We start from the raw sequence: 14,824 nt of genomic DNA on the forward strand, positions 1-14,824 counted from the left end.
CGTTTTGTTGTTTGCAACCAGGATTTAGCCACAACATCTAGTAAACCCTGGCTGCAAGCAGCCAGGCCACTTTATTTGTTTTTAACCTAATCAAAATCTAATTTCGGTCCTAATGGGACAATTTGAGTAGGATTTATCGTTTTATGACTGAAATAATAATGTTGCTTGATATGTAAAAAATTTACGGTTTCGCCTACCCCCGGATGGTGATAAAGTCGCTCCAAATAAGGGTTTAATCCTTCATAATCACAAATTCGCTGTTGATTGGTTTTAAAATGTCCATAATATACGGCGTCAAAACGAATTAAAGTGGTGAAAAATCGCCAATCAGCCTCCGTGAGCTGCTCACCCAGTAAATATTTTTGGTTGTGCAAACGCACATCAAGCTCATCAAGCAAATGAAACAGCTTAATGTAGGCCTCTTCGTAAGCCTTTTGCGTTGTTGCAAACCCACAGCGATAAACCCCATTATTGATTGCTTCATAGATTTGTTCGTTTAAGGCATCAATTTCGGCATGTAAAGGTGCGGGATAAAAGTCTTGTTCATCCCCCGTTAAATGGTTAAATGCCTGGTTAAATTGGCGGATAATTTCGGCCGATTCATTACTAACAATTGTTTTTTCCTTTTTATCCCATAAAACCGGCACAGTGACCCTCCCTGTGTAGTTGCTGTCGGCTTTAACATAGAGCTCATATAAATAATTTAATCCGTAAAGCAAGTCTCCAGTGGCACCCATCCCTTTTTTAAACTCCCATCCGTTTTCAAGCATATGAGGATGCACTATGGATACAGAAATATAATCCTCCAGGTGCTTGAGTTTTCTAAAGATTAACGTACGATGCGCCCATGGACAGGCCAGTGATACATACAAATGATAGCGCCCTTTTTCAGCAGGGAAACGTGAATGGGGGTCTGAACTTATCGCATCCCGAAATTGGGTTGCTTCGCGTTTGAAATCGCCTCCAGTTTTAGAAGTATCATACCAAACATCATGCCACTGCCCCTCTACTAAAAGCCCCATGATTTTTTCCTTTGAAATTGTTAGGTGTTTTAAAATTATTTGTAAGCCTGCTAATTATAGCAGGCAAAAATGCTATCCCTATTCTTGGTAAACCTTAAAGGAGTAGTTGAAACAGCCATCCTTATTCTTTAGGGTGGGGCCAATAGCTGAGAATATTCGTTATTTCTTACATTTTGCTCATTGTATTGCTTTTTTGCCGTGGCCATAACTTTAAAAAAAGTACTCCATAATGCCTGTTGGTAAATTTGATACTCCTGATAGTCGGTTTCAAAAACAAGTCCACAACGTGGACTGAGCAGCTCATTGATTTTCTTGAAATATTCCTTGGCTTTGTCCGGCTCAACAATATATCCATTAAATATAATTTTCAATTTTAGCGACTTACTTTTGCAGTGTTCCAATAACTCTAACAAAACATTCCCAAGATTCTGATTGTATTCCTCAGATTGAGATGGAAATTTTTGGGAAATGTCGAGGATCTTTAGGGTGGAAGGTAAGTAATCCGACATCGAGGAGAAACTCTTCAGATCGAATTCATTATTACTTAGTGAAAGAATGGACAAGTTAGAGTTCTCTTGCAAACCATCAAGCAGTTCAATCCCACGCAGATGCGATTGTTCAAAAGAAAATTCTTTGAGTACCTTATTGCTCCTTAACAGGTTATTTAAGGAAACCAGCGCGGCTTCATCTTCGCTTTCGAGCGATGGCAGTCTCAGCAAATGCAAACCTTGAAGGGTGGTATTTTTCGCTGCAGGTTCAGTATCCTTTTCACTGGTAGATGCTGACAAAGCTTGAAAGATAGAATTTAAATGCCGTAGTCTTAATTCTGCGTTAAATAAAGGCATGAAATTTACAAAATACACATCAATAATACTTTTGTTTTCTTTAAGGGCTTCGGCTATTGGCTGGAAATCCAATCCTCTACCACAAATAAAGATAAGTTTTTTTATCTGACACTCTGGAAGTATGAGAGAGTATTTTAGCTCATTCATAAAATCCTGCTGAGGCTCCACAAATGTCTGCAAGCGCAAGGTTGCAATAAATGGATTTTGGGTAATTTCCTGTAAAATCAATCTTAAAAAGGAAATACTGTTATTGGTATTCATCCATAAAACCGTCTCATTTTTAAATAAAGGTACGATTTTCTTTATCAAATTTAGAGCACTTTCCTCTTCATGCGGCGCGATATTGATTATAAAAGATGCAGGCTGCAGAATAGGTTCATGATTGATAAGGTATTCAACTGTTGCGGCTGATTTTAAAGTAAAACGATCAATTTTTATTATTGCGGGAGTATCCAAACCCAATAAATCAAACAAATTATCCTCCAGACATGTACAATGCTTAGCGGGTGTTTTTCAATGTACCCAATTCTTGAAAAGGATTAATTGTATCAAGTATTAAGCTGGAAATCCTTTTACTCATGCATCTGCTTATCCCCTCCCCACAATAATGTTTTGAATGGTTATGAATTTTTAGTTTCATGTTATGATCCCTTATCGCGATTATTCCCAAATCTATTCATGAATAGAAAAATAATTTGTGTCGGGGGCATATGCGTTGATAGAAAGATAACACCAACTCATCAACTGCAATTTAAAACCTCCAATCCTGTTTCCTCACTCTCCACGTTAGGTGGGGTGGCACATAATGTAGCTAAAAATCTTTCCTTGTTAACGGACAACATCCATTTTTACAGCGTGGTAGGTCAAGACAATGAAGGCGTTGATGCCCTAACCCATTTAAAAAGTCTGAATATTCAAGTGCAAAATGTTCTTACAATTCCCAATAAGCCTACAGCACGCTATGACGTTCTTCTTGATCAAAAAGGGGAATTACTTATTGCTTTGGCAGACATGGAAATTTTTGATCATATCCCTTTTAGCAAATTCACCGCAAGCTGGCTTGAATGGAATAATGAAGAAATTGTTTTTTTGGATACCAATCTACCGCAAGCAATTATTGAATATGCCCTTCAAATAGCTCACAGACAAAATTTTCGCCTATGCATTGATCCTGTCTCTGCGCTTAAAGCAAAAAAGCTTCCTGGCTGTCTGGAGCATGTTTACTTGCTGAAACCCGATCGTTTCGAAGCTGAAACTTTGACTAATACGTGTATTCATTCAGTTTCTGACTGCATCAAAGCAGGGAAATTTTTACTGGATAAAGGCGTTAAAAATTGCATCATTAGTTTGGGTAAAGCAGGATATGTTCTCGTTAATGAAACCACCCAGTTACATGCACCCGCTTTTTTTATTGATCCTATAGTTGATGTAAGTGGGGCAGGCGATGCATTTATTGCTGGAATTTTGTATGGATTGAAACAAAATGCTCCTCTGGTGGATGCCTGTCGGACAGGGGCCGCGATGGCCGCCTTGACCTTGCAGTCAAGCCATACCGTAAACGAAGATATCAATCATGAAACAATAAAAAATATTCAGTTAACCCATACAGTAAGAGAAACAGATCATGCAGCAATTTTTTGATTATTCACCGGAAGTAAAATTAGCCCTTGAGCACAAACAACCCGTGCTGGCTTTGGAATCGACCATCATTTCTCATGGGATGCCTTATCCTGAGAATTATGAAACAGCTGCGGCAGTAGAACAAATTGTTCGCGATCATGGAGTAACGCCCGCAACAATTGCCGTAATGGATGGGAAAATAAAAATTGGTTTATCGGCCAATGAATTACACCATTTTGCCAACAATGAAGCGGTAATGAAAGCAAGTCGACGCGATTTACCGTATATAATCGCCCATAAATGTTCGGCTGGAACTACTGTTGCGGCCACCTTGTTTTGCGCGGCAAAGGCAGGAATTAAATTGTTTGCAACCGGCGGAATAGGCGGGGTCCATCGCGGTGATGCACAAGATATTTCTGCTGATTTAATTGAAATCTCAAGAACTCCTATTGCCATCATTTGTGCGGGGGCCAAAGCAATTCTTGACTTACCCCGCACCTTGGAGTTTTTAGAAACAATGAGTGTACCTGTCATTGGTTATCGTACTAAAGTTCTTCCTGCTTTTTATACTGACTCAACTCAATACCCGTTATCAACCTGGGTAGATGATGTACCAACCCTTGCCAAGATATTGACGGCTCATTGGGAGCTAGAGATGTCTTCAGGACTCTTAATTACTAATCCCATTCCTGCCGAATTTAATATTCCGCTGGAAGTCATCGAACCGGTGATTGGAAATGCCCTGCACAAAGCAGAGCAGCATAATATTTCCGGAAAAGAATTGACTCCATTTTTATTATCAGAAATTGCACATCTCACCCAAGGAAAAAGTTTGCGTGCAAACATTGCCCTAATCAAAAACAATGCACGTCTTGGTGCTGAACTTGCATGTGCTATGCTCTAGCGCATCAAAATTAGACAAGCAAGGGAAATATTCCTCTCTCATGTGAGAGAGGAGTAATAAAAATACTTCTCCCCTGCATAGCCTTTAAGGAAAAAAGATGAAAATCGGTTCACTAAAACCAACATCAGCTAATCTTACTTTTGGACATAGATGCACCTACAGTTTCGGTTGTCCTTTCGCTGACGGCTAAAAAACCGGGAGCAGTAGATGCATAATTCATATCAAGCGGATTACACATCATGGCACGAATCACTCTGGGACCTTTGCCCGGCATACCCGCATGCATCACTTTTTTATTATCAATAAGCAGAATATCCCCTTTTTTCCATAAACAGGATGAATAATAATTCCGCATCAAGCGGGCAAGGTCTTTAATGTCTTTATCATTAAAGCAACTTCCGACTTTTCCTGGCTGGTCAGAAAAATGTTTGTTTTTTCTGTTTGCCTTAAAATTTGATAATTTGGTGCTCAAAATTTTAAATGAATTTTTAGGTGAATTAAAAAAAGAAATAAAAATAACCGCGAGTTTCTCGACTGAATTAAAAACGGGAGTGGGTAATTTCCAAAAAAAACGATGCCAAAACCAGACTGGTCCTTTATAGTCTTTCATAAAACATTTTCTCAATTCATAATTCAGTGATGGAAGCTCAAACAGATTGATTTGTAACGCTTTTTCTTTCGTTAAAGGATGCTGCAGGACGCTTGGTTTATACATTAAAACGAACTGCTTCTCTCCCTCACCCATAATGGGAAGATTAAAGTAATTACATATTTTATTCACCATCTCCCTTGTAATCTGGTATCGATCTGCAATTTCCGTAACAGACCATTTACATACAAAAAAGGAAGTTGCTTCTAATTTTTGTTTCAATTCATCCTGAAAATGACTGTAGATTTTTTGGGTATTTATCAAACCTGTTTCACCGCCTAAATCTGAGGGCTGGAAACACCAAAAACAAAGAAAACCAGGAACATCAGCAGAATAATAATTTTCTGTATGGAATCCCCCCAGATAAAGCGTTCCTCCAGTTTTATAAACCGAGTTGGTATGCAACACGTAGTTTAGATTATCCACATGGACCCGACCGTGTTCCGACATAAAGGCCTCACTAATACCGCGAAACTCCGGAATGCTTAAAATAATCCTTTCGAATTGCTCCTCACTCTCGATCTTAAATCCCCTTAGCAAGACAGCACCATAACACGCCATATCCTCGAGAATTTGCCTGGAATTGGAGGCAAGAAATTGTTTTAAGAACTCAAAATCCGTAGCGTCATCGGCTTCGATCACCAACGGCATTTCATTTTCTTCGGACAAAATGAAGCGTTCATCCTGATGAAGGAAACGTGTGATTACCCCTTGGTATTCCTTAGGCATATCCAAACATCCTTATTTAATTGCCATAAAAAAATATATCATAAAAATGCAAGTACAAGCATATCCATTGGGAGAATGAATGTTCCTTCGAAAATCATTTATTTCCGAAGGAACATTTCGTGCATATTACATTAGGGGTGTTTTTGAAGAAGAATTTATTGCCCTTTGATACTCCAAATCCAAATAAAAATCGGGCCAGGCTTTTATAAATTTCTTTAAATTAAGGTTATGGGCCAGAGTCTTACCGCGAATATTTTCACCGGTCATGGGATCAGGAATAGGGGTAGTATTACTCAGTGTAGGTAGATCTCCTTGCTGGCTTTTAATCCATTTCTCTATTGAACTTTTTTCATAGGAATGGCCGCTAGGGCTTAATAGAGGCTCTTCCATGACAGTTAATAATATAGGGTCTTTAATATCTTCCTCAACTTTTTGCAATTTCTCCCAATACTCATCAGGGCTTAAGGAAGTTGCAGAAAGGTAATTAATGATGGTTTTTAGTCTGACATTGGGATAAAAATGCTTGCCTTCTTCCAGATTTGGGTATTTTTCCAGTAAAGTGGAGCGCTCATAACTTATCCCATCCTGAACCAGAGTAACCGGGTCTTTCATTACCTTAATTTGTCCAGTTTTCACAGCGGTCAACAGACAAGAGCATGCTATCAGGATACCCTCGGGGAAATTGACTCTCGTAGACTCCAGTTTAGAACCGGGGTGTTCTTGTTGGGGAATGGTCGCATTTGTGCGATAGGTGGTGTAGCCTTTTAATCTTGTTTCTTGTCCTATTTGGGGATTCACCCTATTATTCACGTGATACCCATTTTCAGATAGGATTTTTAATAATCCAGGGAGATGAGGCTGAGTATTTTCATCAGTCATTTTAATAATTCCACCCACCGAATCGGCAACAAAAGAAAATTCAGCACTTTCCGGATTTGCATTATTCACAACCCATCCCTTGAAATTGGATAACATATATCGTTGAGGCATATCCTGCCTCCATCGGCCTACGTCTTTCTTCCAACTGATGGACTGAACTGTAAGCAATCCTTCAACTCGGCTTTCACGTATTAACCACAATCTCCCATTTTCCCGCACCTGACTGATTTGGGATGCCGATTGACTGTTTAAACATTCTGCCTTGGAGAAAAGAATGAGGTTGGTTTCCTCAGGTGTCATTTTACCGTAAATAAAAATATTCGCATCGCGGGTTTCTTCTATCTTAAATCGCATTTTTCCTCCTCAGGATGCCGCCAAAGGCGTCTATTGGGAACATAGCCTCAGTTAAATGAGAATCAGCGTACTTTTTTAATTTTTCTCTTATAAAAAGAAATAACAAAAGAGGGCATAATTAGTGTAGCAACTACCGAACTGTACCGGCTAAAACCATCATAGGCTTACTGCAGCGAAGCTCGCTTCTTACGCAAATCGTTGGCTCTTGCTGCGCTTCGCCTGTATTGGTAAGTATTATTAAAATGTCATTGTCGAGCGTTGCTGGCTTGCATCAACTTCATTTTCCGGGGAATTTATTTTTTCCTGACGCGAATGTTTCAGTTGCTGGATACCATGAACGGCTGCTTTATATAAATCTGGAAGAAGGGATACAATCGCATCTAGAAAATCAACCACCCCTCCTTTATTAAAACCATAAATACAACGACTAAACTCCGCACCCTTTTTACTTAAGGCAATTGTATCATCCTGATCTTTTTTGGAAAAAAATTGCGCCTGGAAATTTGACTGAATTCGTTTTTCATATGCTTCCAGTTCTTTAGTAAAGACCTGCTCAATATCATCGGCAATCAAATGCTTTACTTGGGTTTCAGTAAGAACTGGGTAAAGTGCAGCCATCATATTACGGATGGCTTCATTCTTGGTCACCCTACTCACGGCATCTCTCCGATTTTCGCTCCCAAGGCTCCAATTACAAACTCCTACCAAAAGCGTTAATGCTTCATGGTATTCTGCATAGGCAGTAGCACGTTGATTGATGAAGTACGCTGTAGCTGCCCAACCTATCCAGCCTAAAAAACCAACGCCTGGGAGAAAAGACAACGCCGTTGCTGCAACTCCAAAGGCTACACTTCCTGCCAGTTTTTGATCGATACTTTTCAATTGCATCGACTTTTGTTTAAAAAATCCCGTACATTTATTTATAAACTCGATATGAGCTTGATTGCTTGTACGAAACTCCTGTCCACTTAGGGTACTCACAGCAAGCACATTACCGTCAGCTGCCTGAGCCCCTTTTCCGATAGTAAAATAATGCTCTGATTCAATTTGCAGACTACTTAATTCACTATGGATACCCAGTTGAGAAACGGAGGTATAAAGAGGTTGTTTTTTTATTCTAAGAATCTCTAATACTGATGACATTTTGGGCTTACTCGTAAGAAAAAAAGCATTCTAAATTTTCTTTGCAGGAATAACAATATATAAATATGGAAGAGCACTGGTAAAGGGGGCAGGCGAGGGAGCTGCCTGAATGGAGGGATTTAATTCTTTTTATTCATTAATTGCTTAATATCCAGTGCTATTTCTCGAATAGTCTTTTCTTTATTGATATCATTACGAATATCAAGATCAAACTCATCCTCCAGATCAAAAAATAAATTAACTAATCCCAAAGAACTGGGAACAACCTGGTCTATTGATTGATCCAAGTCAATAGTCTCCGGTGGAATTTCCTGGGTCCTGGCAATTAAATCAACCACACGGCGTTCTACTGTCTGCTCCATAAAAAAATCCTTTTTATAATGGCACCTTTTTGGAGTATACATCCAGCTTCTAGCTAACTCCATTACTATTTATCCCTAGAGAGGCAATTTTCGCAAAGAGGATCGTCAAAATACTTAGGAGTAAATAGGGTTTCGCTGACAAGAGTTTACCCTTTAGGAGCAAAATGTTCACCGCTCAGCAGCTGCAATGAGAACAGTTAGGTTTCTGCTAACCATCCTTGGAGCAGGAGATATGTTATGAATTGAGATTAAAAACCCCAAGGAAAAGAATCCCTCGTAACTATGGATGCTTCTCTTTTTGGAGCACTCTCAAGGTAGTGCTGTTTGACTTGTTTTGAAAAGAAACCCAGTTCAGCTCTTGCTGCTTTTTCATCCTTTGAGGGAGTGTACGCTTCACGCAGTTTTTTGTCATATTGAATTGTGGTATAGTATGCGATATCAGGATCAGAAAAATGATTCACATCAACTTGAGCTTCAAGTGCCTCTTCTTTTATACGGTTAACTTTTTCTCTTCTTGCCTCCGAACACGCACTTATGACTGCTTCAGGATGATGTTGTAAGCCCAGGGTATAATATTTCCCTGTCCTTTTTTCGACACTTTCAACCAATCCATCAAATTTTCCCCTACCTGTTACCCGAAGACTGGAATTCGCTTCATTCTCTTCTACATGTTGATGATGAAGACATGTAACATTATATTCTATATCCCCTTTATCTTTATGTTTCAGTTTATAATGTAACGCATTGTATAATTGACTTCCTTCTCCAACGACTACTTTACTATTATAGGTAGGATCCTTAGTATCGTTAAAAACTGTATCAAAATGCTCATAATGTAATTCATGTTGATTGGCGTCTTCAGGAATGTCCGTTACATTTAAACCATGAAAATGACCTACGGTTTGTTGCCCGCGACAAATGCCCAAAAGAGGAATATCCTTGGTTTGGGCGAGTTCGGTAAGATCACCTTCAAACTTCTTGCGCGGATCCCTGTGATCGTTTACCGGAACATTTGGGCCTCCTGGTAAATAGATACCATTAACCTTACCTGTAAACGCGGGATGACTTAATCCTTCCTGAGGTGTAACCGGAATAACTTCAAAGCCTTTGGTTTCTAAATATTCAATTGTAAGATCGCAATAAGTCGTCCCTCCTGATTTATCATAAAGTGCGACAACTTTCGGTTTTTCTTCCGAATCCTTTAATTGCTCTTTCTTATCCTTATCTAGACTGTACTCGAATTTTGGTTTCTCCTCGCTTGTATCTTTTGTTGCAAAGCCAAAACCTGATAAATAGTCGGAAAATTTCTGAAACATAATAGCGTACCCCATTTTTATACATACAACACATTAAATTTGCTTATTTAATGCCTCAATTGTACTATTTAAATATTAAGTAACTATTATTAGCGCATAGGAATTGTGGAAATTTTACTGTTTTGACCTTTATAGCGCTCAAATAAATAAATTCTCTATTGCTGTACTGGAAAAAAATTGGAAAGAAGGCACTGGAAAAAATGGCACTTGCATCAATGCGAGTATTGAAATGAAACCTAATATTTTTTAAATCTTAATAGCAACAAATTTTATTGGTAAGCTGAAGTTTAAAAATTTAATAATCAGAACGTGTCCTGCTCTATCCTCTTATTACCTTCCCTGGCGATAAGAGATAAGGAACAATGCAATTTAGCTCCAAAGAGCATATAAAGTCTCATCCTTACGTGTATCTACATCACTAGTCTGCTTTGCTTTTTGTTTCGCCTCGTGTTCAAGAAAATGTTTTTTAGCCTGCTTTGTAAAAAAACCCATTTCTGCTCTGGCCGCCCTTTCTTCTCGTGATTTTGCATAGGCTTCCCCAATTTTTTGGGCATATTTGATTTCCGAATAGATAGCAGGATCTGGATCAAAAAAATTCGAGGTAAATCGGGCTTCTTCTGCTTCTTTTTGAGCTTCTATAATTTTTTCCTTTCTTGTAATCTCACACGAACTTATTAGTACTTCCGGATGATGTTGCACGCCAAAGGAATAATAATTTCCCGTCTTTAGTTCAACACTCTCGACAGAATTATCAAATTTATTGCGGCCTGTTACTTTGAGCTCACTATCAGCTGAAGGTTCTTCAATGTGCTGATGATGGAGGCAGGTGACCGAATACTCTATAGGCCCCTCATTATTGTCTTCCTTGAATTCATTTTGTAAGGCGGCAAACAACTGACTTCCTTTTTCAACAACCACCGTATTGTTTACATCAGGATTATTCCCGTTATTCGCACCAGCATAATGCTTTTCATAATCCGGCAAATCTTTTACTTCCAACCTATTATGGTGCCCAAGTGCCTGTTCACCGCGACACACACCAATAAGGGGGATGTCTCGGGTACGGGCCAATTGTGTCAGTTGCCCTTCAAACTTCTTGCGGGGATCACTTTCATTTTCAACTGGAATATCAGAACCACCCGGTAAATAAATCCCGTCAATAGAGTCATTTTTAAAAGCAGGATGGTCTATTCCCTCATCTGAAGATACTCTGATAACGTCTAACCCATCATTTTCAAAATGCTGAATTGCAAGTTCTGCGTTTCTTGAACCATCCTGTTCATCATAAAGGGCGACAACTTTGGGCTTACTTCCTGCATGTCTTAGCTGTTTCTCTTCGGCCGCATTTAATTCATATTGATAATTCGCTTTTTCTTCTTTAGTTTCAGAACGTTCTGAAAATAAAGTACTAAATGAGGGCCAACCTGAGGAAATAAATTTTGAAAACATAATACACTCTCTCCATGAAATATGATAATTTTTGAACAATGGATCTTAGCACACATGCGTATTATTAACGCAAGCAAATTGAATTATTTTTATCCAACATTGGTGGCAAATTGGATTTCCCTGTCGCGCAAAAAGGCTAAGCCATTAAAATCCTGGCTTTGGGGTACCGAGTAATGCGGAAAGGAATGGAAAGAACCTTAGTGCATATATACCATCCACCGCATTTAGCTGGTAGTTTGATTAGGCTGCCAAGCCCTCTAACAATAAAATCAACAAAAATCCAATGAAAAAGCATAAGGTAATTAATGGCGTTTCACGAACTTCATGTGCCTCAATTAACAGTTCTTCAGTAACGAGATAAAGTAGCGCTGCAACGCCAAAAGATAAAATTACATTAGTAACGGTTTGAGGTAAATGAATTAACAAGCTTGCACCAAGACCTGCACCAATTGGAATCAGGAGCGCTAAAATAAAACTCGCTAACAAACGAATAGGTACTCTTATTTGTCTTGTACCTAAAGTAGAAGTGGTCGATAACCCCAAGAAGAAAATTTCAATGGAGAGGGCTATCGCTATTAGAATCCCTCCTTTTTCCCCCGCTAAAAAAGAGACGCCGATTAAAATGCCGTCTACCAATAAATCAATTCCCACTGCAGTCAATAATCCCCATGATATACCGGTTTTTTGCTGTTCATGATCTTCTAATCTACTGGTCAACCATTTTAAAAACAACATGCCCAATACGCCAAGGGAAAACCCCATAGTGAGCGCAATAGGATCGTGGTATGCACCAATTTTAGGAAGAAGTTCTTTGGCTACTGCAGCGAAAACCACCCCGGCAGCAAAATGTTGGGTAGCACTTGTGAGTTGATTACCCGGCTGATAAATACTGGCAATTCCTCCACCAATAAACATCAATGCAGCAGGCAGCAATGAATAAAGAATAATAAAGGTAATAGATGGGGTCATAATCATCTTGCCTTAAGGGTAATACTTTACAGCATAGTGAATCCTTGCACCCGATTCAAGTCAGGCAGGTTAGACTTGCAGACGGAAATATTCCCGGCGTTATCCTAAACCATGAGGCAGATGCTTTGAACTTCATCCAGGGCTTTTCCAGCTTGCTTTGATGGCGCTATCGAGGGTAAATTTTTCAATTTGCGGTAACAGTTCAGTATACTGTCTGTTATTACCAGTGCATCAGGGAGGCAATAGCTAATTTGTTTGCATTGATTCGCGAGTACATTGAGATTAGCCCAATGGCTTATATTTTTTTCATTGATTTTTTTAGAGTCCAGTAATTGTTTGTAACAGAACAGCTCTAAAAATCTTTTTACTTTATTTTTGTCAGCGGCACGCTCAACGGTGCCAGAAAACATTTGTTCTATGTTTTGCTGTAATTTTTTTGGGGTCAAAGGCCATTCTGTATTATCGATAATAAATTTTGCTGCTGCTTTAAAAAAAGAGGACAATTCGCCCCCTCCGGGAGCTTGTTTTATTGGCGCGAAAAATGTGGAAACTGGAGATTTCCTTTTGCGAACAAATAAATCCAAAAATTCACTGTTGTTTAAAGCAGCATCCAAGAACAATTTAAGCACTTTATACTTATTATCCTCGTTTTTATGAGCGTCCATCGCAGCAGAGGCTGCTGTATAGAATGTTGGATCAATAGCGGTCAAAGGAATATTTGTGAATAAAGTAACGAGTTCTTGATCACAGGGGTCTTTTTCACATTCTTTTAAAAGTATTTTTTGTAGCGAACGTTGGTAAAGAGCAGTGTGTTCTGGATCATTTAGCATGTAATCATTGCGAATTATTTCTAGAGATTCAGTCACTACTAATTTAAGCAATGCGCCGCTGTGTTCTTTTTTTTGTCCTTTAAAATAATCATAAATATCACTAAAAAAATTGGGGTTCCTCGCGGCCCTATTGATTAAATGTTTGAAAAATTCATTATTACGGGATTCGACAGATGACAAGGAAAGGATTCTATCTGCCTCATTCCACAGTACTTGATAAAATAACCCTGGTTTTCGCATTGGTGCATGGGTGGTTATTTTTTTATAGATATCTATTTTTGAATGAATATAATTTTTGATAGCCGCCTTATTTGCGCTACTCAAATTTTTATTCTCATTAATTACTGCCTCATAAATTCCTATGGCCTTAAACGCTTTTTTTAGAGTTTCAGATTTTCGGGGATTATTAAAATAACCGTTGACTAGTCCTTCCACTGACTTATCAAAAATGTAGTTGATTAATTGTCTCAGGTGAAAAAAATCCTCATTAGTATCTATATTAAAGCGCTTATTTTTTAGGTCTTTTCCAGATTGCAACAGTGGATTTATCAAATGTTGGATGGTGCTTAGATTCCTAATTTCCGTACTGCACCATTTATAGACCGCTTCAGGCAAACGTTCCTTTAATAGACCTTTTAAATTAGCCAATACACAATTACCTATTTTTTGGGATTTTACATGGGTGCCAGGGCTAAAACTGCACCCCAAATCTTTTAATGTTTTGTCATATTGATCATAAAATCTATTATATTCCTTATCATTACCCTCTTTTACTTGTAAGCCAGTAATTGTTTCAAGGGCCCTTTTTAACTCATCTAAATCTAAGCCGGCGATATTAATGCGATACACCAGGTTATAATGTGCTCGTTGACCATTACCGCGATTGCAATGGGTGATAACCAATTGATTTCTTTGTTTATATAGTTGCGTATAGATGGCATGACCAACGCAGTTATGCTCGATTGTTAAATCCTGACCAGCAAGGACCTTCCTGATCCGCTCGGAATTAATTCCGTCTCGATTTTCGATAACGATCGTTTTAATTGAGTCAAAGAACCGATTAAGAATATTTTTGTATTCCTTTAACTCGGAGGCGGAATATGTTTTTCCTTCAATGCTTATCTCTTGTGAAAGAACTGTTCGCAATAACCTTATAAACTCTTCATTCGCTTCTTTAACCACTAATCCCTGTTTGCGAACATGCTCATGTTGATTAACCACTAAATCAACCCGATATCCATGCAACATGGCCGTCCAAAAAGCTGAAAAGTGATTGTTTTCGGCTTCATCTACCTCATCTATCCATTTTTTCTTTTTAGCAATCTTTTTCCTTAAAGCAGCTTTCTTTTTTGCATTGCCTTTTTGTGATTGGATTCTACTTAATTCTTTCTCTGCATTGGATAGTTCCTGTTGAATCCTATCGTAAACTGCTGAAGTTAATTTATTGAGATCCTGTCGTTGCAGATCAGTGCGCATGAATTGTTGGAATAAATAAGTAAAATCTTCTTTTCTTTCCCCAGTTGCAGTGGATCCAGCAGGTGTCAGCCGGCGTCTTTTTTTTTGATAAATATCTATTTTTGCTTGCATATCCCGATTGACCTATAACGATACATAGTTAATAGATATAACACAAAAAGTTACACTGTAAATCTATTTTTAGGATTCAACGGGATTGAATCAAAACTTTTTAGTGAAATTTCGTAACTCCCTATTAAATTCTCAATCACTTGCGCCCGGATCTTATCCAACAGCT

Annotated in this window: 12 protein-coding genes; 2 read left to right on the forward strand and 10 right to left on the reverse strand. The window is 38.5% G+C overall.

Annotated elements, in window-relative coordinates; genetic code table 11:
• Window positions 1–86 precede the first annotated feature (86 nt).
• Window positions 87–1,022, reverse strand: a complete 936-nt coding sequence (locus tag KYQ_RS14630; protein ID WP_010654868.1) for a glutathione S-transferase family protein — start codon at window positions 1,020–1,022, stop codon at window positions 87–89.
• A 128-nt stretch (window positions 1,023–1,150) separates the two neighbouring features.
• On the reverse strand, window positions 1,151–2,341 hold the full coding sequence (locus KYQ_RS19355) for a hypothetical protein (protein ID WP_010654869.1): 1,191 nt from the start codon (window positions 2,339–2,341) through the stop codon (window positions 1,151–1,153).
• Between the two features lie 204 nt (window positions 2,342–2,545).
• On the opposite strand from KYQ_RS19355, the gene KYQ_RS14640 reads away from it, so the two are divergent.
• Together KYQ_RS14640 and KYQ_RS14645 are read left to right on the forward strand one after the other, a co-directional pair.
• Window positions 2,546–3,508 (forward strand): carbohydrate kinase family protein, encoded by a 963-nt coding sequence (locus KYQ_RS14640; protein WP_019350214.1) that lies wholly within the window; start codon window positions 2,546–2,548, stop codon window positions 3,506–3,508.
• Window positions 3,492–4,391: a pseudouridine-5'-phosphate glycosidase gene (locus tag KYQ_RS14645; protein WP_010654871.1), complete on the forward strand. Its 900-nt coding sequence runs from the start codon at window positions 3,492–3,494 to the stop codon at window positions 4,389–4,391. The genes KYQ_RS14640 and KYQ_RS14645 overlap by 17 nt, the downstream gene beginning before the upstream one ends.
• A gap of 124 nt (window positions 4,392–4,515) precedes the next feature.
• Here KYQ_RS14645 and KYQ_RS14650 read toward each other — a convergent pair whose 3' ends face one another.
• From KYQ_RS14650 to KYQ_RS14695, 8 genes are all read right to left on the reverse strand, one after another.
• Window positions 4,516–5,769, reverse strand: coding sequence for a TauD/TfdA family dioxygenase (locus tag KYQ_RS14650; RefSeq protein WP_010654872.1), 1,254 nt, complete (start codon window positions 5,767–5,769; stop codon window positions 4,516–4,518).
• Window positions 5,770–5,895: 126 nt separating this feature from the next.
• The gene (locus tag KYQ_RS14655) at window positions 5,896–7,002 is read right to left on the reverse strand and encodes a U-box domain-containing protein (protein WP_010654873.1); all 1,107 of its coding nucleotides are present in this window, start codon (window positions 7,000–7,002) and stop codon (window positions 5,896–5,898) included.
• A 237-nt stretch (window positions 7,003–7,239) separates the two neighbouring features.
• Window positions 7,240–8,145, reverse strand: a complete 906-nt coding sequence (locus tag KYQ_RS14660; protein ID WP_010654874.1) for a hypothetical protein — start codon at window positions 8,143–8,145, stop codon at window positions 7,240–7,242.
• A 119-nt stretch (window positions 8,146–8,264) separates the two neighbouring features.
• The gene (locus KYQ_RS18405; protein ID WP_019350215.1) at window positions 8,265–8,507 is read right to left on the reverse strand and encodes an acyl carrier protein; all 243 of its coding nucleotides are present in this window, start codon (window positions 8,505–8,507) and stop codon (window positions 8,265–8,267) included.
• A 248-nt stretch (window positions 8,508–8,755) separates the two neighbouring features.
• A complete protein-coding gene (locus KYQ_RS14670; RefSeq protein WP_010654876.1) occupies window positions 8,756–9,823 on the reverse strand; it encodes a gamma-glutamyl-gamma-aminobutyrate hydrolase family protein in 1,068 nt (355 codons plus the stop codon).
• A gap of 369 nt (window positions 9,824–10,192) precedes the next feature.
• Window positions 10,193–11,272, reverse strand: coding sequence for a gamma-glutamyl-gamma-aminobutyrate hydrolase family protein (locus KYQ_RS14680; RefSeq protein WP_010654877.1), 1,080 nt, complete (start codon window positions 11,270–11,272; stop codon window positions 10,193–10,195).
• Between the two features lie 240 nt (window positions 11,273–11,512).
• Window positions 11,513–12,241, reverse strand: coding sequence for a ZIP family metal transporter (locus KYQ_RS14690; protein WP_010654878.1), 729 nt, complete (start codon window positions 12,239–12,241; stop codon window positions 11,513–11,515).
• Window positions 12,242–12,345: 104 nt separating this feature from the next.
• Window positions 12,346–14,658 (reverse strand): hypothetical protein, encoded by a 2,313-nt coding sequence (locus KYQ_RS14695; protein WP_010654879.1) that lies wholly within the window; start codon window positions 14,656–14,658, stop codon window positions 12,346–12,348.
• Window positions 14,659–14,824 lie beyond the last annotated feature (166 nt).

This window comes from Fluoribacter dumoffii NY 23 (assembly GCF_000236165.1).
GTDB lineage: Bacteria > Pseudomonadota > Gammaproteobacteria > Legionellales > Legionellaceae > Legionella > Legionella dumoffii.